Raw genomic sequence first — 19,845 nt, forward strand, 5'->3', positions numbered from 1 at the left:
TCGGGTCGTTCCCGCCAGCCCGCTTAGTCCGACGACGCGTCGACCGGACGCGCCAGTATCGGGTCGATGTTGGTCGCCGCGTCGGCCCGCTCGTCGAGCAGCGGGAGCGAGTCGAACTGCTCCGCGTTCAGCGCCGAGACGACCCGGCTGCGGACCGAGTGGGACTGGGCGGCGTCGTACGACTCCTCGACGGCCGCGCCGTTCGCGGCGGTCACGCACCGGACCGTCGTGCCCGCCGGGCCGACGTCGAGGAGCAGGAACGCCTGCGGGAACGAGGAGAGCGGGGGGGCGATGAGCCCGCGCACGCCGCGCTCGCGGACGAGCGACAGGAGGTGGACGTGCCCCGAGACGTGGAGCGGCACGTCGTGGTCGGCGAGCACGTCGAGCAGCGCGTCGGCGTTGCCCACCGGGGAGTGCGGCTCCCACTCGCCGTCCCCGATGTGTCCGCGCAGCCCCGGGAGGTTGTGGTGTGCGACGACGATGGGGTCGACCATGCCCGGCAGGCGCTCGTCGAGCCAGTCGAGCTGGTCCGCCGAGACGACGCCCGTCCGGGGGTCGTCGCCGTCGTCCGGCACCATCGCGCTGTTCAGACCGACGAGGTCGACGTCGCCCACCGACCGGTGGACGGGGAACCCCTCGTCGCCGAAGCGGCGCTCGAACCCCTCGATGCCCTCGGCTTTCACGTCGTGGTTCCCGGGGACGACGAGCGTCGGGACGGAGAGGCCGTCGAGCGCCGCCCGCATCCAGTCGAGGTCCGGCGCCTCGCCGTCCTTCGTGAGGTCCCCCGCCACCACGAGGGCGTCGACGTCGTGGTCCGCGAAGGCGGTGGCCGCCTCCCGGAACCGCTCGCGGGTGCGGTGATACAGCTTCCACGTTCCCCGCTCCCCGGTCGAGACGTGCGGGTCGGAGACGACGGCGACGCGCCGCCGGGTGGCCGCCCGCGGTCGGTCGAACCGCGCGACGGTCACCGGCTCGGCCGTCGTGAGCGTCCCGTACGTGGATTCGTCCGCGGGGCCGTCCCCGGTGAAGAGGGGTCGGTCGGCGAGGTCGTTCGCGCCCATGCTCTGGCCGAACTAGACGGCGACCGAAGGATAAGTATTTCGAATACTATATATGTATATATAGTCTACGACCAGTCCGGGTACAGAACGGCTGCGCGCCTCCGACGCTCGCGACGGCCGTTCCGGGGTTCGGGACGACCGTCCGACGGTGCCTCGGTACGATTCTGGCGAGGACGTACGTATAACGCCGACAACACTATGCCCCCGCGGAAGCTACGTCGGAGAGCGAAACTGGGTATGGAAGCCATCCGGACCGACGGACTGACGAAGTACTACGGCGAGACGCGGGGCATCGAGGACCTCACGTTCTCGGTCGAACGCGGCGAGGTGTTCGGGTTCCTCGGGCCGAACGGTGCGGGGAAGACGACGGCCATCAGGACGCTCCTCGGGTTCCTCTCCCCGACGGACGGGAGCGCGGCGGTGCTGGGCCGGGACATCACCGACGAGCGGGCGCTCGTCGAGGCGCGGCGCGAGGTGGGGTACCTCCCGGCGGAGCCGGTGTTCGACGAGGACGCCACCGGCAGGCGGGTGCTCGACTACTACGGCGCGCTTCGCGGCGACGAGCGGAGCGAGGAACTGCTCCGGCTGTTCGACCCGCCGCTGGAGCGGAAGATCGGCGGCTACTCCCGGGGGAACAGGCAGATGTTCGCCATCGTCCTGGCGTTCATGCACGACCCGAACCTCGTCGTCATGGACGAGCCCACGAGCGGGCTCGACCCGCTCAAGCAGGAGCGGTTCGTCGAGTTCGTCCGCCGGGAGCGCGACCGGGGGAAGACGGTGTTCTTCTCCTCGCACGTCCTGAGCGAGGTGCAGAAGGTCTGCGAGCGGGTCGGCATCATCCGCGAGGGTCGCCTCGTCGCGCTCGAGGACGTCGAGGCGCTGCGCAGCCGTTCCGGGAAGGCCGTCCGGGTCCGGGTGACCGACCGGGTGGACGCCGACGACTTCGACCTCCCCGGCGTCCACGACGTGAGCGTCGCCCGGGGCGGGGGGACCGGCGAGGCGGAGGCGACCGTCTCGTTCACGTTCACCGGTGACCCCGCCGCCCTCCTCGGCCACCTGACCGGGTTCGACGTCGCCGACGTGGACATCGAGGAGGCCCCCCTCGAGGAGGTGTTCATGCGGTTCTACGGGGAGTCGGCCCCGAACCCGGAGGGTGCCGATGCGTGAGATAGCCCGCTACGAGACGGAGCGGCGGGTGCTGGGAGCGGTCGCCATCGCGGTCGGCCTCTCGGCGTTCGCGGGGCTGTTTCTCGCCATCGGCCCCTCGATAATCGCGGAGGTCGACTTCGAGGCGTACGCCGAGGCGCTCCCGCCGGCGTTCCGGTCGGCGTTCGGCGTCGAGTCCATCGGCACCATCGAGGGGCTGTTCGCGACCGAACTGTACCAGTTCGGGTGGATACTCCTGCTCGGGCTCTACTTCGCGTACAGCGGGGGGGCGCTCATCGCGGGGGGCGTCGAGAACGACCGGCTGGACCTCCTGCTGGCGTGTCCGGTGTCGCGCGCGTCGGTCGTCCTCGGGAAGTTCCTCCCGCTCGTCGTCCCGATGGTCATCGTCAACGGCCTGGTCGCGGCGGTGGTCTACGTCGGGACGGTCCTCATCGACGACCCCATCTCGGCGACCGACCTCGCGATGGTCCACCTGCTCTCGTTCCCGTACCTGCTCGTCTGTGCGGGCATCGGGCTGTTCGTGTCGGTGCTCGTCAGCCGGGAGAGCCTCGCACAGCGCAGCGCCATCGGCGTCGTCTTCGGCCTGTTCATGCTCGACTCCGTCGTCACCGACACGGACTTCGAGTGGCTCGGCACGCTCAGCCCGACGCGCTACTACGACCCGACCGAGGTGCTCGTCGACGGGACGTACGACCTGACGGGTGCGGTCGTCCTCCTCGAAGCCGCCGTCCTGCTCGTCGTCGCGAGCGTCCTCCGGTTCGAACGGAGGGACATCCGGTGACGCAGCGCCGCTCGGCCGGACGGGGAGCGACGGCACGCCGCGCGCTCGTCGCGTGCGTCGTGGTCCTCCTGCTCGTCGTCCCCACCGTCGCGTTCGCTCTGGAAGCCGAACCGGACCTGTCGGTGACGCTCCCCGACGGCCGGGTCGCACCGGGCGAGGAGGCGGAACTCCGCCTGCAGGTGGCGAACACCGCCGTCGTCGAGGAGGGCGGGCGGGACCCGCGGGCCGAACAGCGGGTGACGACGGCCCGCGGCGTGCGGCTCTCGGTCGAGGCCGGCGACTCGCCGGTGTCGGTCGAGACGGGGACCGTCTCGCTCGGCGCCATCGCCGACGGGGGACTCGTCGAGACGGGCGTGACCGTCCGCGTCGACGAGGACGCCCCGCCGGGCGCGTACGACCTCCCCGTCAGGCTCCGGTACGTGTACACCGAGGACATCGACCCGAACACCGACGACCACGACGAGGAGACCGTCCGGGAGACGGCCACCGTCACGCTCCGGGTGGTGAGCGAGCCGCGGTTCCGCGTCGTCGACGCCGAGACGGACGCCCCGGTCGGCGACGCCGGGAACGTCTCGCTCACGCTCCGAAACGTCGGGTCCGCCCCGGCGCGGGACGCGCGGGTCGCGGTCGAGTCCCGCTCGGCGGCGGTCCGCGTCGGCGCGAACGGCTCCGTCTCCCGGTTCGTCGGCCGGTGGAACCCCGGCGAGAACCGGACGGTCCGGGTGCCGGCCGCCGTCCTCGCGGACGCCGACCGCCGCAACCACACCGTCCTCGCGCGGGTCACGTACGCGAACGAGACGAGCGCGACCGTCGAGTCGCGTCCGCTCGCCGCGGGCGTCGTCCCGGCGCCCGAGCAGTCGCTCGCGCTCGAGAACGTCTCCGCGTCGCTGGTCGTCGGCGAGCGGGGGACGGTGACCGGGACCGTCGTCAACGAGGGTCCCCGACCCGTCCGGGACGCGGTCGTCCGACTCGAGAGTCCGAGCGACGCGGTCGTGCCGCTCCGCGCCGGGTTCGCCGTCGGGACGCTCGGCCCCGGCGAGTCGGCGCCCGTCGAGTTCCCGGTCCGGGTCACCGACGCGGGCGAGTCCGGCCCCCACCAGTTCGACGCCGTCGTGCGCTACCGGGACGCGGACGGCGACCGGCGCGAGCGGGACCTCTCGCCCGCCCGCGTCGCCGTCGCCCCCGACCGCGACCTGTTCGCGCTCGAACCGCGAAACGCGACGCTCGCTCCGGACAGTTCGAACCGCCTGGTCGTCCGGGTGCAGAACACCGGCGACGAGACGCGAACGGACGTCACGGTCGCGCTCGCGCCGACGCCGCCGTTCACGAGCGTCTCGTCGGAGGCGTACGTCCCGTCGCTGGCTCCCGGCGAGTCGGCGTCCGTCGCGTTCGAGGTGAGCGTCGACGAGGACGCGGTGGCGAGCACCCACGCCCTCGCGGCGAACGTCTCCTCGGAGTCGGCCGACGGCGACGTCCGGTCGACCGAGTCGCACCGGGTCGCGGTCACCGTCGCGGAGGAACCGACGACGGTCGACACGGGCGCCGCACTCGCCGTCGTCGGCCTCGGGGTCGTCATCGCGGTCGGGGTCGGCTACTGGTGGCTCCGGCGCCGGTAGGTCGGACCCGGAGGGTCGGGCCGGGAACGAACGACTCTTAATCGCCCCGGCGCAGGCACACCTATGGACAGACGTGGACGGAATCGGTCCCTCGAACGGCACGGACGTGACTGGACGGGCGAGCGATGAGTAGGCGCGGCTCGACCGCCGGCTCCCCGTTCGCACCCCACACGCCGGCCCAGACGGACGCGATGCTCGACGCCGTCGGCGCGGAGTCGGAGGCCGACCTGTTCGACATCCCCGACGAGGTGGCGTTCGACGGCGAGTTCGGCATCCCGCAGCGGAGCGAGCGCGCGGTCGTCGACGACCTCGCCGAGACGCTCGGGCGCAACGACGACCTGACCGAGTTCCTCGGTCGGGGCCACTACGGCCACTACGTCCCGGCGCTCGTGGACGACCTCTCGTCGCGCTCGGAGTTCCTCACGAGCTACACCCAGTACCAGCCCGAGATAACCCAGGGGTTCCTCCAGGCGCTGTTCGAGTACCAGTCGATGCTGGTCGAGTTGACGGGACTTCCGGTGGCGAACTGCTCGATGTACGACGCCGCGACCGCGCTCGCGGAGGCGGCGCTCCTCGCCGACCGGGTGCGCGAGACGAGCGGGTCGGTCGTGCTGGTCCCGGAGTCGCTCCGGGACGGCAAGCGGGGCACGCTCGACAACTACGTGGACGGCTCCGACCTGACCGTCGAGACGTACCCGTACGAGGAGGCGACCGTCGACGTCGACGCGCTCTCGGCGCGGGTCGACGACGAGGTGTGTTTCGTCTACGCGGAGAACCCGACCGTGACGGGCGCGATCGAGGAGTCGCTGTCGGCCGTCGGCGACGTGGCGGCGGAGCACGACGCGCTGTTCTGCGTCGGGACGGACCCCGTCGCGCTCGGTCTGCTGCGGGAGCCGGCGGCCGTCGGCGCGGACGTCGTCGTCGGCGAGGCGGGCGCGCTCGGCCTGTCGACCAGCTACGGGATGGGACTCGGCCTGTTCGCCTGCCGGGAGTCGTACCTCCGGCAGGTCCCCGGCCGGCTGGTCGGCGCGAGCGAGGACGCCGCCGAGCGCCGCGCGTTCACGCTCACGCTCCAGACGCGCGAACAGCACATCCGCAAGGAGCGCGCCACCTCCAACATCTGCACCAACCAGGCGTGGGTCGCGCTCCGGGCCGCGATGCACCTCGCGACGCTCGGTCCCGACGGTCTCGCCGCCCTCGCGGAGGACTGCGTCCGGAACGCCCGCGACTTGGCGGCGGACCTCGACGCCATCGACGGCGTGGCCGCGCCGGTCCACGACCGCCACCACTTCCGGGAGTTCGTCGTCCGGACCGACCAGCCGGCGCCGGCCGTCGCCGGCGACCTGTCCGACGCCGGGTTCGCGGTGCACACGCTCGACGACCACCTGCTGCAGGTGTGCGTGACCGACCTCAACGCCGGGGCGAGCGACGAGTTGGTCGCCGCCTTCGAGGAGGCCGCATGAACTCCGTCGGACTCCGTCCGACATGCTCACTCTCACCGAGGTGGTCCGAGTGAACTACGACCAGGCCCGGTACGGTGACGAGGAGCGGAACGAGCCGTTGCTCTCCGAGAAGGACACCACGAGCATCGACCCCGACGAGGACTCCGTCCTCCCCGACGACCTGACGCGCGACTCGCTCGACCTGCCGGGGCTGTCGGAACCGGAACTCGCGCGCCACTACACGCGGCTCTCGCAGATGAACTGGGGCGTCGAGTCGGGACCGTACCCGCTCGGGTCGTGCACGATGAAGTACAACCCCAAGTACACCGAGACGGTCGCGGCCGACCCCGACGCGGCGGTCCACCCGGACCGCGACCCCGAGACGGTACAGGGGACGCTCGAACTGCTGTACGGCCTCCAGGAGTACCTCGCGGACATCGGCGGGATGGACGCGGTGACGCTCCAGCCGCCCGCCGGCGCCGCCGGCGAGTTCACCGGCATCGCCGTGGCGAAGGCGTACCACGAGCGGAACGGCAACGACCGGTCGGAGGTCGTCATTCCGGCGTCCGCGCACGGTACCAACTTCGCCACCGCGGCGATGGCCGGCTACGACGTGGTCGAACTCCCCTCGGGCGAGGACGGACGCGTCGACGTGGAGGCGCTCGAGGCGGCCGTCTCCGGGGACACCGCGGCGCTGATGCTCACGAACCCGAACACGGTCGGTCTCTTCGAACGCGACATCGTCGAGATCGCCGACGTCGTCCACGACGCGGGCGGCCTGCTCTACTACGACGGCGCGAACCTGAACGCCCTGCTCGGGCGCGCCCGCCCGGGCGACATGGGGTTCGACATCATGCACTACAACGTCCACAAGACGTTCGCCACGCCCCACGGCGGCGGCGGTCCCGGCGCGGGGCCGGTCGGCGTCGTCGAGGAGTTGGCGCCGTTCCTCCCGCGCCCGCAGGTCCGGAGCGCAGACGCAGGCGGGTCCGCCGGCGGCGACGCGCCCGAGTACGAACTGTTCGACCCCGAACACAGCGTCGGGAAGGTCCACGGCTTCGCGGGTAACTGGCTCGTGCTGGTGAAGGCGTACGCGTACATCCACCGCCTCGGCGACGAGGGCCTGCTCGACGCCAGCGCGAAGGCCGTGCTGAACGCCAACTACCTCGCGGAGCAAATCGAGTTCGACGTGCCGTACGGGCCGTTCCACCACGAGTTCGCGGCCACCGCGGGCGACCGCGACGCGGCCGACGTGGCCAAGCGGATGCTCGACTACGGCGTCCACCCGCCGACGACGAAGTGGCCCGAGATGGTGCCCGAGGCGATGCTCACCGAACCGACGGAGGTGGAGAACCGCGCGTCGCTCGACGACCTCGCGGCCGCCTTCAACGCCGCCGCGACCGACGCCGACGAGGAGTTGGCCGACGCGCCCCGCAAGACGACCGCCCGGCGTATCGACCAGACGAGCGCCGCGCGCGACCCGCGGCTCTCGTGGCGCGCACTCGAGGGCGGCGAGGACGAGTAGTCCGTCGACAGTAGCGGTTCACCCGCGAACTCCCTCGTTCGGAAGCAGGAGGTGCGTGTCGCCGAACTCGTGCCAGAGGTACCCCTCGTCGATGGCCGCCTCGTAGCCGGTCATCACGAGCGGCCGCCCGGCGACGGCGTACAGCATCGCCAGGTGCGTCGTCTCGGGGTCGTGTAACCCCGTGAGCAACCCGTCGACGGCCGCGACGCCGGTGTCGGGCGTCACGAACCGGCGGGTGAATCCGCTCGTCGCGCGCACCCGTCTCTCCTCGGGGTCCCACGCGGACTCGACCGCCCGGACGACCGTCGTCCCGACGGCGACGATCCGCCCGCCACGGGCACGCGTCCGGTTGACGGCCGCCGCGGTGGAGGCGGGCACGCGGAACGGTTCGGGGTAGAGCGGGTTGCACGCGGCGTCCCCGCAGTGGAGCGCGCACTGGTCGGCCTCGACCTCGAGGCTGGAGACGCCCGCGTGGAGGGTGACCGACGCGAGGCCGACGCCCGCGGCCCGGAGTCGCTCGACGACGCCCTCGGTGAACGGGCGGGCGGCCGACGGCATCTCGGCGCTCCCGGGTTCGGCCGCGAAGTACGTCTGGTAGTCCGAGAGCGGGTACTCCTCGCTGACGTACCCGTACCGGATGGGTCTGCCGTACTCGTCCAACGCCGCGCGCACGTCGCCCGCGAACCGGACGAACACCAGCCGCTCGATGCCCGGAAACGCGGCGACGACCCGCCCGGTCAGCCCGCCGGCGTCGACTCGGTCGCCCGGCGAGAGCGGGAGCGGTCCGGGTTCGCTCGTACTCCGACGTGGCTCGACCAGCCAGAGGCCGTCGCCGTACTCGGTGCAGAGGTCGAGGAGGAACTCCCCCGACGGTCCGGTCGCCGACAGCGCGGCCGGGAGGGTGGCGCTCTGGTTGACGACGAGCAGGTCGGTCGGCCGGAGGAACTCGGCCAGTCGGTCGAACGTCGCGTGGCCGTGTGCGCCCTCGCCGTCCCCCTCGCTCACCAGCAGGCGGACCCCGTCGCGCGCGAGTCCGCGCCGCTCCGGCGGTTCGGCCGCCACCAGGTCGGCCGGACGCTCGAACCGGAGGTCGTCGAGCGAGAGCGACACCTCACGCCTCCCACCGTTCGGCTTGTGCCCGGAACCGGCGGCCGCTCACGGCGAGCGGGTCGCGACCGAGTAGCCAGCCCCAGAACGGTATCGTCACGTCCGGTGTCGGCCGGTCGGAGATGTCCTCGTCGGGGTACGCTCGCTGGTGCATCTCCGTCCGCATGTCCCCGGGGTCGACACCGACCACACCGACCGAGTCGAGTTCGGCCGCGAGCGTCCGCGTCACCTGGTCGAGCGCGGCCTTGCTCGCGCCGTAGCCGCCCCATCCGGGGTAGCCCTCGACCGCGGCGTCGCTCGTCACGTTCACGACGAGTCCCTCCCGCTCCCGGAGCGCCGGGAGCAGTTCCCGGACGAGCGCCAGCGGCGCGACGACGTTCACCTCGAACACCTCCCGGAGCGCGTCCAGCGGGTACTCCTCCAGTGGCGGGAGCGGGGAGGGACCCAGCGTCGAGGCGTTGTTCACGAGGAGGTCGAGTCCGCCGGCGTCGGCCACGATGTCGCCGAGCGCGCGTCGGTGGCCGGCGTCGGTCACGTCGCCCGCGACCGGGTGGACGACCGCATCCTCGACCGCCCGCTCTATCGCTTCAGCCCTCTCTCGGAGGCCCGTCTCGCCCCGGGCGGTGAGTATCAGTTCGTAGCCGTCGCCCGCGAGAAACGTCGCGAGGACGCTCCCCAGCCCGCGGCTCGCGCCGGTGACGAGTGCGACGGTAGAGTTCGACCGCGTCTGAGACATGCGCGTGAATGACGCTCGGTGAGCAAAAGCGTGTCTCGCGGACGCGACGGGAGGCTAGTGGACGACGGTGACCGGTACCGGCGAGCGCCGCGTCACCCGCTCGGCGACGCTCCCGAGCAGGAGCCTGTCGAGCCCCGTTCGCCCCTGGCTCCCCATCACGACCTGGTCGACGTCGTGCTCGTCGAGGTACTCCAGAATCGCGCTCGCGGGCTGGCCGACCACCCGGACCGTCTCGACGTCTGCACCGGCGGTCCGCGCCGTCTCGGCCGCCTCGGCCAGCAGGTCGTCCGCGGCGCGCTCGACCGCCTCCTCGAGTTCGGTCGAGTAGAACACCTCGCCCTCGTCGTCGTCGGCCGTGGATATCCACCGGGCGGGGTCGACGACGTGGAGGACGACGAGCTCGCTCCCGGCGTGAACGTCGAGCGCGTGACGCAGCGCGTCCGTCGAGTGGTCGGAGCTGTCGATCGGAACGAGGATGCGACGAGCCATACGCGCCACGTCGGGTGCCGTGGTTACGGGCCTTGCGGTCGGTCTCGGTCGGCGGGCGAATCGCGCGTCACGCGGCACACGGCCGTGCGGTGGCGCGGTCGTCGCCGCCCTCAGTCCTGTCCGGTCTCGACGTCGACGTCCTCGAACGTCACCTCGACCGTCTCGCCGTAGCGGTCGCCGTTCTGCTCGTCGTGACGCATGAACGTCGGCGGTTCGACCGTGACGTGCATGTCGTAGCTCCCCGACCCGGGCACCTCGACGTTCGACCCGTAGTGGTAGACGCCCGGGTGCCAGAGGAACGACAACTCGAACGGGCCGTACTCCTCGCCGTCGCGTTCGAGCGCCGCCGTCACGTCACAGTAGGGGACGAACCGCTTGTCGCCCGCGTCCGCGACGACGACTTCGAGGTGGCAGTTCTCGCCGTCGGGTTCGACGAACTCGAACTCCCCCTCGCCGACGAGTTCGTACATCCCCTCGGCCTCCTCCTGTGCGTACCCGACGACGTACTCACCCGCGTCCCGTTTCCCGCCGTCGTTGGCGACGGTGTTCGCCATGTACGCGACCGAGGTCTGGTACGCCTCGCCCTCGGTCTTCGACTGCTGAATCTGGTTCTCGTCCACCTCGTCGCTCGGCTGCTTCTGCGGATTGTCGGGCATCGAGCGGGGGTTCGAGCGACGAGCCGTAATGGCTGACGGCCGCGGTGTGGGCCGGGACCGGCCCACACGCGGCGGGTCAGACACCGTCGCCGCTCGGGAGTCGGCGTCGCCGAGGGGTTCGGTGTGGCGTTCGGGACGGCGGGGACCGGGTCAGGCGTCGGCGCGCGAGGAGTCGATGTCCGCGCCGTCGTCGATGCGGACGAACCCGTAGTCGCAGTCCGAACACCGCCACTTCGTCTTCTCGCCGAGGTGCAGGGTCATGCTGGCGCTCCGCCAGAAGGTCTGCACGCCGCCGCACCGGGGACAGTCGTGTTCCATCTCGAGGCTCACGGGCGGAATCGGGCCGCGCGGGGTTTCAAAACACCGGTTCGAGCATCGACGCGTTCTTGTCCCGGACGCGCGAGCGTCCCGGCGTGTCGAGCAGTCGTCGCGCGGTCGTCGAGTCGGCGCGGGCCGGCGTGCTCCTGGCGGTCGCCGGGGTGCTCGCGTGGGGCACTGGCCGGCCGCTGGTGTTCCCGAGCCTCGGACCGTCGGCGTACCTGCTCGCGATCGCACCCGAGGAGACGACGGCCCGGCGCGTCCTCGGCGGGCACGCGGTCGGGACGCTCGCTGGCCTGGCGGCCTACCACGCGCTCGCCGACGGCGCCGTGGTCCTCGCGGCCCACCCACCGGGCGACCCGGCCGCCGGTCGCCTCGTCGTCAGTGCCGTCTGCTCGGTCGCGCTCACGACCGCCGGGATGGCGGTCACGCGGACGCGCCACGCCCCCGCGTGCGCGACCACGCTCATCGTCGCACTCGGTCTGCTCTCGGCCCCCCCGGACGCGCTCGTCATCGGCGCGGGCGTGACCGCGCTGTACGCGGCGGCCGTCGCCGGCCGACGGGCGTCGCGCCGGTGGAGCGGTACGCAAAAGCCCCTCGGCGACGACGCCCGCACGTGACGTTCGAAACGACCGTTCGGCCGCGGTACCGCGACCTCGACCCGATGGGCCACGTGAACAACGCGGTGTACGCCACCTACATCGAACAGGCGCGCATCGACTTCTTCCGCGAGGAGGTGGGTACCAGACTCGAGGAGGCGAACGCGGCGCTCGCGACGCTCTCGCTCGACTTCGAGCGGCCGGTCGACTCGCTCGACGACCTGACCGTCACGCTCGACGTGACCGACGTGGGCACGTCGAGCGTGACGTTCGCGTACGACCTCGGCGTGGGCGGCGACCGCGTCGCCACCGCCGAGTCGGTGCAGGTCGCGCTCGACGACGACGGGCGGCCGACCCCGTTCGACGACGACCACCGGGCCGCGTTCGAGCGACACCTCGAGGACTGACCGACGGCCGTCGCGGTCCGCGAGCGTCCGCGGTCGCCGTCCGCTCTCCCGGTGAGGCTTGCCCGGTGCCCGAGGGTTAACCGCTCGCTCCACCGAGGTGAGGCGTGTCGTCCGTGGACGGGGGAGGTCGACGGGGAGCGCTCGCGGCCGTCGCCGTCGGGAACTTCAGTCAACTCGGCGCGCGGCTCCTCCTCGGGACCGTCGTCCCGTTCGTGCTCGTCGACCTCCGGACGGACACCGCGACCGTCGGACTGGCGCTCGCGGCGATGTGGGGGGCGTACGCGCTCCTCCAGTTCCCGAGCGGCGTGCTCGCGGACCGCTACGGCGAGCGCCGACTCGTGCTCGCTGGCGTCGGCGGCACGGCGGTCGGCGCCGCGCTCGTCGCGCTCGCGCCGTCGGTCGCCGTCTTCGCCGTCGCCGCCGTGGTACTCGGGGCGGGTGCGGGACTGTACTTCGCGCCCGCGGCGGCGATGCTCACCCGACTGTTCGACGAGCGCGGCGGGCCGCTCGGCGCGCTCACCGCGGCCGGTGCGGTCGCCGGCGTCGTGTTCCCGGCCGTCGGCGGCGTCGTCGGCGCGCGCGCGGGCTGGCGCCCGCCGTCGCGCTCGGCGTCCTCGTCGCGATTCCGGCCCTCGTCGCCACCGTCTGGGTCGTCCCGGCGCTCGAACCGTCGACCCCCGGTCGCGAGGTGCGGTCGGTGTTCGACCGCCGTCGAATCCTCGACCTGCTCACCCGGCCCGCGCTCGCGTACACCACGGTCGTCGCGGTGGTCGCCGCGTTCACGTTCCAGGCGGTCGCCTCGTTCCTCCCGACGTTCCTCGTGGAGTACCGCGGCCTGACCCCCGCGACGGCGGGGGTGGCGTTCGGCGGGATGTTCGCGCTCTCCTCGGGCGCGCAGGTCGTCGCCGGGCGCGTCTCCGACGCGGTGTCGCGCGACGCCGCAATCGCCGGGAGCCTGACGCTCGCGGGGTCGGGCGTCGCGCTCCTGCTCGTCGCCCCCGGGACGCTCGGGACGGTGGCGGGCGTCGCGGTCCTCGGGCTCGGCATCTCGTGGCCCGGCCCGGTGCAGGCGCGGTTCATGGACCGCCTCTCCGACGCCGAACGCGGCTACGGTTTCGGCCTGCTCCGGAGCGTCTACATGCTGCTCGCCGCGTCCGGGAGCGTCGTCGTGGGCGCGCTCGCGGACTCGGGCTGGCCGCTCGCGTACGGCGTCGTCGTGGCGCTCCTCGTCGGGTGTCTCGCGCTCGTGGGCGCGAACCGGGCGCTCGGATGGGGGTTGTAGCTACGGAGGGCTGGAGGTGCCGCGCGCCGGTGACTCGTGACCGTCGTCGACCGAGACGCTCGCTCACTCGGTGACGCTCAGTTCGGTCGGCGGCTCGGCCCGAGGACCTCGCCGCCGTCGAGGCGAGGCGTTCGCTCGCTGTCGCTCGCTCACGCCTCGCCCGGGTCGTGCTCCTCGAACCACTCGGTCAGCGTCTCCAGCCGGTGGGTCGCCCGCTGCGGTTTGCCGACGTTGTGGTGCTCGTCCGGGTAGATGACGAGCTTCGCGTCGACGCCCTGCTTGCGGACGCTCACGTACAGCTGTTCGGCCTGCGTCGGCGGGCACCGCCAGTCCTCCTCGCCCGCCGTGACGAGCAGCGGCGTGTCTATCTCGTCGACGCGCGTGATGGAGGAGATGTCGCGGTACGTCTCGACGTTCTCCCACGGCACCCCGAACTCCCACTCGTGCCAGTTGTGGTTGTCGTCGGTCCCGAAGTTGCTGTAGAAGTCGTAGATGCCGTGTTCGGGGGCGGCGGCGGCGAACTCGTCGGTCCGCGTGACGACGTGGGCGGTCGTGATGCCGCCGTAGCTGAACCCCGTACAGAACAGTCGGTCCGGGTCGGCGACGCCCTCCGCGACCAGTTCGTCCACCGCCGAGACGACGTCGTCGGACTCCAGGTTCCCGCGGCTCCCCTTCAGCCGCTCGGCGAACTCCCGCCCGTACGAGGTCGACCCGCGGTAGTTCGGCTTCACGACGACGTACCCCTTGCTCGCCCAGTAGGCGTTCGCGAAGCGGAACGACGGCGCGTCGTAGCTCATCGGCCCGCCGTGGATGGAACAGACGGTCGGAGCGCGCTCCTCGCCGTCCGGGTCGAAGTCGGGCGGATAGTAGACGACCGATTCGATGCGGTCGCCGTCGCTGTTCTCGCAGCTCACCACCTCGCAGTCGGGCAGCGCCGTCTCGGCCTCCCAGTCGGCGTTGAGCGCCGACAGCCGGCGGATGGGGCCACCCGCCTCGCCCTCGCGGAGTTCGGCGGCGTCGAGCGCGAACACGTCGGGCGTCTGGTTCGCACGCGACAGTCCGAGCGCGACCGTCTCGTCCTGCAGGTCGAACGCCTCGATGGTCCGCGAGCGGCCCTGTCGCCCGTACGCCCGGCGTGGCTCGCCCGACAGCGGGAGGACCGCGAGGCGCGTCCACGCCTCGTCGGCGACGGGCGTGACGACGTGGTCGTCGTCGAGCCACGCCATGTCGCCGCCACCGAGCGGGAGCGTCCGGTCGAGCGGCGCCGAGAGCGACTCGTACTCGGCGTCGGCCACGTCCGGCGCGACGAACACCTCGGTCGGTTCGTACCAGTTCTCGTAGTTGCCGCCGGCGAACGCGACGCGGCCGCCGTCCGGCGACCACGTCGGCACGCTACACCGGAGCGAGCCGTCCGTCACCACCCGGAGGTCGCCCCCGTCCGGGTCGACCGTGAGCACGTCGTACGCGCCAGAGTCGTCCGGGTTCTCCTCGTCGCACCGGCAGAACGCGATGCGGTCGGTCGGTCCCCACGCCGGCTGGAGACCCGAGAGCGGCTCGCTCGACCCGGCGCCGTAGGCGTCGTCGAGTCGGTCGAACGCCGCCTCGTCGGCGCGGCCGTCGCGCGCGCCGACGAAGAGGTAGGTCGTCACGTCGTCGAGCCAGCCCGCGCCGTCGCGCTTGTGCTGGAGGCGCGTCACCTCGATGGGACCGTTCTCCTCCCGCCGGTCGAGGTACTCCTCCTCCTCGTCGGTCGGGTCGCGCGCGGCGACGACCAGGCGGTCGCCGTCGGGCGAGACGTCGAACTCGCGGACGCCGCGCTCGAAGTCGGTCTCCTGCCGGGCGTCGCCGCCGAGCGAGAGGTCGAACGTCCACACCTGCCGTCTCGGGTCGTCGTCGCCGTTCCCGCCGGACCCCTCCTCGCCGTCGTCCTCGTCGTCCTCCTGCGTCTCCTCCCCGGCGCCGTCGCGCCCGGCCGTCCGGTCGAGGTCGGCCGTCCGCGCGGCGAGAAACGACAGCGTGTCGCCGTCCGGGCCCCACGTCGGAGCCGACGCGCTCGACGCGCGCGTGAGCCGGTGGGGGTCGTGCGAGCCGTCGGTCGGGGCGACGTACAGCGCGCTTCGAGTCTCGTCCTCGTCGGGGTCGGACTCGCTCGCGACGAACGCGACGCGGTCGCCGTCCGGCGAGAGCGAGAGGTCCGTCAGAAGCGAGAGGTCGTAGACGTCCTCGACGTCGATTCCGTCACGCATGCCCGCCGGTGCGTGGACGGGCCACTTGACGGTTCTGGAACCGGGGGCCGCGTCGCCTCCCTCCTCCGTGGCTCGCCGAGGACGCAGCCGACGACCTCGTTCCGGCCGGGGACGTACCCGGTATCGGTTACGAAATATCTTTGGTGAAACTCCTCCTGGTCGATGTATGGCGCGCACTCGGCGTGCAGCGCTCGCCGCGGGGGTCGCCGGGGTCGCGGCACTCGGCGGTCTCGGCGCGCTGGTGAGCGACGACCGGGTTCGCGGGGAGCGGACGGTCTCGGTGCTGGCGGCCGGGAGCCTCCAGCACGCGCTCGACACGCGGTTTCGCGACCGCGTCGACGCGCCGGTCGCCCTGGAGTCCCACGGGTCGGCCGCGTGCGCGCGCATGGTGCGCGAGGGACTACGCGACCCGGACGTGCTCGCGCTCGCCGACCCGGTCCTGTTCGCGGGGCTCGTCGACCGCTACACCGCCTTCGCGACGAACGCGCTCGTCGTCGCGTACGCGCCCGAAACCGCGGGCGGGCGCCGCGTCCGCGACGCCGTACGGGCGTTCGACCCGCTGCTCGACCCGGCCGTCCGCTGGGGTCGCACCGACCCGGACGCCGACCCGCTCGGCTACCGGACGCTGTTCGCGCTCGAACTCGCCCGCGAGCGCTGGGGGCGGCCGTACCCGGACGCGCTCTCGCCCGAACAGGTGTTCCCGGAGACGGACCTGCTCGGCGCGTTCGAGGCGGGCGGACTCGACGCCGCGGTCGTCTACCGGAACATGGCCGCGGACCACGCCGTCGCGTTCCGGTCGCTCCCGCCCGGGATCGACCTCTCAGCGCCCCGCTTCGCCGCCCGGTACCGCGAGCACACGTACACGCTCCCGGACGGACGGACCGTCCGCGGTGCGCCCATCGCGTACGGCGCGGCGCTCCGGACCGACCGGCCGGCGACGCGGGCGGCGTTCGAGACGCTGGTCGACGGCGACTGGCTGGGGGCGGGGTTCGAGGTGCCCGCGTCGTACCCGACCGTCGAGCGACCGTGAGGCGGGCGAGCGGGTCTCCGCCGGCGGGCAGGCGAACCGGACGACTCAGAGGACGGCCGCCACGAGCACGTAGGCGAGCGCGCTCACGACCAGCAGGTACGCACCCACGACCGCGAGCGGTCCGACGCCGGCGGCCCGCATCCGGTCGGCCCGAATGTCGAATCCGAGCCCGGCGAACGCGAGGAGGAACAGCCAGTCGACCGCGACTCCGAGCACGTCACGGACCGCCGGCGGGACGAGCCCCGCGTTCGTCGCCAGCGCGAGCGCGAGGAAGCCGAGGAGGAACGTCGGGACGCCGTCCCACAGCGTCGCGAGCCGCGCTCGGACGCCGCTACCACCACCCGAGACGCTATCCTCTCCGCCCGCGCGGGTCGACGCGTAGCGGAACGAGTACCCCACGGCCACCACGCCGATGAACGAGTTGCGCGCGAGTTTCGTCAGCGCCGCCCACTCGCCGGCCGTCCGCGAGAACGCGAACCCCGCGGCCGTCACCGGTCCGGTCGAGAACATCGAGAGGCCGGCCCAGACACCGAACGCCTGCGGGCCGAGTTCGAGGAGGTGCCCGAGCGGCGGAACGCGACGAGCGTGACCGCGTCGAACAGGAGGACCGTCGCGGCGGCGTACGCCACCTGCGACTCGTCGGCGTCGACCGCTCCGGCGGCGGCGGCCACCGCCGAGACGCCACAGACGGACGACCCCGCCGCGAGCAGCGACCCCGTCCGCGCGTCGAGGCCGGCGAGGCGGGCGAACGCCTCGACGCAGACGAGACCGAACGCGACGACTCCCACCACCGACCCGACGAGCACCGGTCCGGCGGCGGCGACAGCGGCGAGCGACACACTCGCCCCGAGCAGCACGATGCCCGCCTCCAGCAGCCGACCGTGGAGGCCGACGCCCGCGGCGGCCCACTCGGGCGTCCCGGTCGTGTTGGCCAGGAGTGCACCTCCTGCGACCGCGACGACGAGCGGCGTCACGCCCGGAAGCGCCGTCCCGACTCCGTGGGCCACCGCGGCCACCGCGACGAGCGTCGCCAGCCCCGGGAGGTAGCGCCGGAGGGTACTGGCGACGCTCACGCCGACCCGGTCCCGGCGACATCGGAAGCGGAGAATACTTCCGCATCGCTCGCCGGCGCGGACGGCGCGTACCGGTCACGTTCCTCGTTCACGCCCCCCCTATCGTGAGGTCGGCCCCTTCAGTCGTTCGGATTCCGTCCGAGGTACCAGCATAAATGGCCTGATTATCGGACGCAATTGACCCGCCCCTCCACGCGTGCGTTCGCGGACGCTCCCGGCCGAAGCTACTTGGCCGTCGCCACCCAACGCCCCTGCATGTCCGTGACACTGTACGCGCTGGACGGCTGTCCGTGGTGTGAGAAGGTCCACGACGCGCTAGAGGAGAACGACGTCGACTACGAGACGGAGTGGACGGAAGCGCTCCACTCCGAGCGAGACGAGGTGAAGCGCGTGAGCAACCAGCGTGGGGTACCCGTCCTCGTCGACGAGGAGCACGGCGTGACGATGAACGAGTCGGCGAACATCGTGGAGTACATCGACCGCACGCTCGCGTAGTTCATGCCCGTCTACACCGGCCGCGGCGACGAGGGGAAGACCGACCTCAGGGACATGTCGCGGGTGTCGAAGACCAGCCCGCGCATCGAGGCGTACGGCACCGTCGACGAGGCGAACGCGCTCGTCGGGACGGTCCGTCCCACCGGTTACGACGACGTCGACGAGCGACTGCGCGCGGTCCAGAACCGCCTCCACGTCGTCCAGGCCGACTTCGCCAACCCCGACCCGGACGAGGACGCGCCGGTCGTCCGCGCGAGCCACGTCGACGACCTAGAGGCGTGGATCGACGCGATGGACGAGGAACTCGACCCGCTCACCAGTTTCGTCCTCCCGTCGGGGAGCGAGAGCGGGGCCGCGCTCCACCACGCGCGCGCCGTCGTCCGCCGGGCCGAGCGGCGAGCGGTCGCGCTCGCGGACGACGAACCCGTGAACCACGAGGCGGTCCGCTACCTCAACCGCCTCTCGGACGCGCTGTTCACGGCCGCGCGACTGGTGAACCGACGCGACGGCGAACCCGAGGACGCACCCACCTACTGAGTCTCTAAGGGAAGGGTTAAGTTCTGGACGCGGCTACGTCCGTGTACCGGGTCGGTGGTCTAGTCCGGTTATGACGGCTCCTTCACACGGAGCAGGCCGGCGGTTCGAATCCGCCCCGACCCACTTCCTCACCGCACTTCCTCGAAGGAGATAGCCCCAACGTCGGCAGGCGATTCGGGTGAGTCTCTCCCTTCAATTCGCTGCGTTCGGCGCATCCGGGTCGACCGTCTATCGTTGTTCGTAGACGAATATCCAGCCGTCCGAGCGTACAGCCACCTTGTAGTCGTTGTAGGTGAACCCCATCGTGCGTTCATCTCCCTCGACTTCCCGACCGAACACCGCCTCTTCAAGTACTTCGGCGTCAACCGAATCGTCCAAGGGAGGCATCTCGGCGTAGTCAAGCGGGTCGGCCCCTTTCGCATCCGCGACGGCGGAGACGACCGCCGCCACGAACTCTCCGTCCCCTTGTTGAGTGTAATGGACTTGGTTGACCTGCACCCACCGCTCCGCGTCTACGTACTTGGATGGGTCTTCTCCACGTGTCTCACTTGTCATCTCCTCCACATTCTCACCATCCGTTTCGGTGGGAACATCGTCAGGGTCTCCGCCGTCCGTCTCTGTCGGGCCGTCCTTACTTGGAGTCACCGACATCATCCTCCTGACTGGTGTCCTCCTGACGGGCGTGGGTCTCCTGTCGGGCATCGAGTTCCGCGCCGGCACCGTCGAGTACGGCCTGTACCTGCTCGGTGTTTGTCGTTCGCACGATGATGTCTTTCCCCCGTTCGTATTCGAGAATGCCGAGTTTGGCGAGTTTGGGGACGTGCGAGTGGTAGAGTGAGAGATGGACCTGTTGGCGCTCCTCCTCGGTCACCTCGCTGGTGGGCTTGTCCTGCTCCCACGCGACGATTCTCGTCGCCAACTCGGGAAGGGTTTCCTCGGAACCCTCGTTGATGAGGGTGTAGAGAAGATAGCGCCGCCGGGGATGACTGAGCGCGGTAAACACCTCATCCAGTTCGAGGATGGATGGACCGTCTGACGATGCCGTAGACGAGGTCCCGTTTCCGGGGTGAACATCGTCATCGTCGTCCGGCGGCTCGTTTTCCATAGGTCCCCCACTCAATTCCTCGTAAAAAGAACTTGGACGATGAATCAAAGCAGTTAGCCCATGTAGGTTATCGGCTGCCCTGTACAGGCTACTCGTCAATACTTATCCAGGGTGTACTCGAGAGAGGTGCCGTTAGAGCCGGGTGGAGAAATTCCCGACAGGTTCACATGGTA

21 protein-coding genes, 1 tRNA gene and 1 pseudogene are annotated in these 19,845 nt (G+C 71.5%); 13 read left to right on the top strand and 10 right to left on the bottom strand.

Annotation, left to right across the window (positions count from 1 at the left end):
- Positions 1-23 precede the first annotated feature (23 nt).
- Entirely contained in the window at positions 24-1,061 is a 1,038-nt protein-coding gene (locus AC6RUA_RS12460) for a metallophosphoesterase family protein (RefSeq protein ID WP_499813326.1), read from the bottom strand.
- Between the two features lie 237 nt (positions 1,062-1,298).
- Between AC6RUA_RS12460 and AC6RUA_RS12465 the strand changes: the two genes are divergently transcribed.
- The 5 genes from AC6RUA_RS12465 to gcvPB all read left to right on the top strand — a co-directional run bounded on the left by AC6RUA_RS12465 (position 1,299) and on the right by gcvPB (position 7,592).
- On the top strand, positions 1,299-2,228 hold the full coding sequence (locus AC6RUA_RS12465; RefSeq protein WP_499813327.1) for an ABC transporter ATP-binding protein: 930 nt from the start codon (positions 1,299-1,301) through the stop codon (positions 2,226-2,228).
- Positions 2,221-3,009: an ABC transporter permease gene (locus AC6RUA_RS12470; protein WP_499813328.1), complete on the top strand. Its 789-nt coding sequence runs from the start codon at positions 2,221-2,223 to the stop codon at positions 3,007-3,009. Before AC6RUA_RS12465 ends, AC6RUA_RS12470 begins: the two co-directional genes overlap by 8 nt.
- The gene (locus AC6RUA_RS12475) at positions 3,006-4,625 is read left to right on the top strand and encodes a COG1361 S-layer family protein (RefSeq protein ID WP_499813329.1); all 1,620 of its coding nucleotides are present in this window, start codon (positions 3,006-3,008) and stop codon (positions 4,623-4,625) included. Before AC6RUA_RS12470 ends, AC6RUA_RS12475 begins: the two co-directional genes overlap by 4 nt.
- 125 nt (positions 4,626-4,750) lie before the next feature.
- On the top strand, positions 4,751-6,088 hold the full coding sequence (gene gcvPA / locus AC6RUA_RS12480) for an aminomethyl-transferring glycine dehydrogenase subunit GcvPA (RefSeq protein WP_499813330.1): 1,338 nt from the start codon (positions 4,751-4,753) through the stop codon (positions 6,086-6,088).
- A 49-nt stretch (positions 6,089-6,137) separates the two neighbouring features.
- A complete protein-coding gene (gcvPB, locus tag AC6RUA_RS12485; RefSeq protein WP_499815448.1) occupies positions 6,138-7,592 on the top strand; it encodes an aminomethyl-transferring glycine dehydrogenase subunit GcvPB in 1,455 nt (484 codons plus the stop codon).
- Between the two features lie 18 nt (positions 7,593-7,610).
- Here the strand turns inward: gcvPB and AC6RUA_RS12490 are convergent, their stop codons facing one another.
- The 5 genes from AC6RUA_RS12490 to AC6RUA_RS12510 all read right to left on the bottom strand — a co-directional run bounded on the left by AC6RUA_RS12490 (position 7,611) and on the right by AC6RUA_RS12510 (position 10,910).
- On the bottom strand, positions 7,611-8,702 hold the full coding sequence (locus AC6RUA_RS12490; protein ID WP_499813331.1) for an S-adenosylmethionine:tRNA ribosyltransferase-isomerase: 1,092 nt from the start codon (positions 8,700-8,702) through the stop codon (positions 7,611-7,613).
- A 1-nt stretch (position 8,703) separates the two neighbouring features.
- A complete protein-coding gene (locus AC6RUA_RS12495) occupies positions 8,704-9,435 on the bottom strand; it encodes an SDR family NAD(P)-dependent oxidoreductase (protein ID WP_499813332.1) in 732 nt (243 codons plus the stop codon).
- Between the two features lie 54 nt (positions 9,436-9,489).
- The gene (locus tag AC6RUA_RS12500; RefSeq protein ID WP_499813333.1) at positions 9,490-9,924 is read right to left on the bottom strand and encodes a universal stress protein; all 435 of its coding nucleotides are present in this window, start codon (positions 9,922-9,924) and stop codon (positions 9,490-9,492) included.
- A 110-nt stretch (positions 9,925-10,034) separates the two neighbouring features.
- Complete coding sequence (locus AC6RUA_RS12505; RefSeq protein WP_499813334.1) at positions 10,035-10,580, bottom strand: iron transporter; 546 nt, start codon at positions 10,578-10,580, stop codon at positions 10,035-10,037.
- Between the two features lie 150 nt (positions 10,581-10,730).
- Entirely contained in the window at positions 10,731-10,910 is a 180-nt protein-coding gene (locus AC6RUA_RS12510; protein WP_499813335.1) for a DUF7838 family putative zinc beta-ribbon protein, read from the bottom strand.
- A gap of 83 nt (positions 10,911-10,993) precedes the next feature.
- Between AC6RUA_RS12510 and AC6RUA_RS12515 the strand changes: the two genes are divergently transcribed.
- The 4 genes from AC6RUA_RS12515 to AC6RUA_RS12530 all read left to right on the top strand — a co-directional run bounded on the left by AC6RUA_RS12515 (position 10,994) and on the right by AC6RUA_RS12530 (position 13,186).
- A complete protein-coding gene (locus tag AC6RUA_RS12515) occupies positions 10,994-11,518 on the top strand; it encodes an HPP family protein (RefSeq protein ID WP_499813336.1) in 525 nt (174 codons plus the stop codon).
- Positions 11,515-11,904, top strand: a complete 390-nt coding sequence (locus AC6RUA_RS12520) for an acyl-CoA thioesterase (RefSeq protein WP_499813337.1) — start codon at positions 11,515-11,517, stop codon at positions 11,902-11,904. The genes AC6RUA_RS12515 and AC6RUA_RS12520 overlap by 4 nt, the downstream gene beginning before the upstream one ends.
- A gap of 104 nt (positions 11,905-12,008) precedes the next feature.
- Complete coding sequence (locus tag AC6RUA_RS12525) at positions 12,009-12,743, top strand: MFS transporter (RefSeq protein WP_499813338.1); 735 nt, start codon at positions 12,009-12,011, stop codon at positions 12,741-12,743.
- Positions 12,671-13,186 (top strand): MFS transporter, encoded by a 516-nt coding sequence (locus AC6RUA_RS12530; protein ID WP_499813339.1) that lies wholly within the window; start codon positions 12,671-12,673, stop codon positions 13,184-13,186. Before AC6RUA_RS12525 ends, AC6RUA_RS12530 begins: the two co-directional genes overlap by 73 nt.
- 149 nt (positions 13,187-13,335) lie before the next feature.
- On the opposite strand, the gene AC6RUA_RS12535 is transcribed toward AC6RUA_RS12530, so the two are convergent.
- Positions 13,336-15,432, bottom strand: a complete 2,097-nt coding sequence (locus AC6RUA_RS12535) for an LpqB family beta-propeller domain-containing protein (protein ID WP_499813340.1) — start codon at positions 15,430-15,432, stop codon at positions 13,336-13,338.
- A 166-nt stretch (positions 15,433-15,598) separates the two neighbouring features.
- On the opposite strand from AC6RUA_RS12535, the gene AC6RUA_RS12540 reads away from it, so the two are divergent.
- Positions 15,599-16,462 (top strand): extracellular solute-binding protein, encoded by an 864-nt coding sequence (locus AC6RUA_RS12540; RefSeq protein ID WP_499813341.1) that lies wholly within the window; start codon positions 15,599-15,601, stop codon positions 16,460-16,462.
- A 45-nt stretch (positions 16,463-16,507) separates the two neighbouring features.
- Here AC6RUA_RS12540 and AC6RUA_RS12545 read toward each other — a convergent pair.
- Positions 16,508-17,535 (bottom strand): annotated as a pseudogene (locus tag AC6RUA_RS12545) (YeiH family protein).
- Between the two features lie 255 nt (positions 17,536-17,790).
- Between AC6RUA_RS12545 and AC6RUA_RS12550 the strand changes: the two are divergent.
- The 3 genes from AC6RUA_RS12550 to AC6RUA_RS12560 all read left to right on the top strand — a co-directional run bounded on the left by AC6RUA_RS12550 (position 17,791) and on the right by AC6RUA_RS12560 (position 18,690).
- Positions 17,791-18,030: a glutathione S-transferase N-terminal domain-containing protein gene (locus AC6RUA_RS12550; RefSeq protein WP_499813342.1), complete on the top strand. Its 240-nt coding sequence runs from the start codon at positions 17,791-17,793 to the stop codon at positions 18,028-18,030.
- Between the two features lie 3 nt (positions 18,031-18,033).
- Positions 18,034-18,567 carry a cob(I)yrinic acid a,c-diamide adenosyltransferase gene (locus AC6RUA_RS12555; protein WP_499813343.1) on the top strand — a complete coding sequence of 178 codons (534 nt, stop codon included), beginning with the start codon at positions 18,034-18,036 and terminating at the stop codon, positions 18,565-18,567.
- Positions 18,568-18,615: 48 nt separating this feature from the next.
- Positions 18,616-18,690: transfer RNA gene (locus AC6RUA_RS12560), tRNA-Val, on the top strand.
- A 105-nt stretch (positions 18,691-18,795) separates the two neighbouring features.
- On the opposite strand, the gene AC6RUA_RS12565 is transcribed toward AC6RUA_RS12560, so the two are convergent.
- Positions 18,796-19,212: a HalOD1 output domain-containing protein gene (locus AC6RUA_RS12565; RefSeq protein WP_499813344.1), complete on the bottom strand. Its 417-nt coding sequence runs from the start codon at positions 19,210-19,212 to the stop codon at positions 18,796-18,798.
- Positions 19,199-19,672, bottom strand: coding sequence for a DUF7344 domain-containing protein (locus AC6RUA_RS12570; RefSeq protein WP_499813345.1), 474 nt, complete (start codon positions 19,670-19,672; stop codon positions 19,199-19,201). Before AC6RUA_RS12570 ends, AC6RUA_RS12565 begins: the two co-directional genes overlap by 14 nt.
- Positions 19,673-19,845: the final 173 nt, after the last annotated feature.

Source organism: Halorarum sp. SLYT50 (assembly GCF_059821265.1).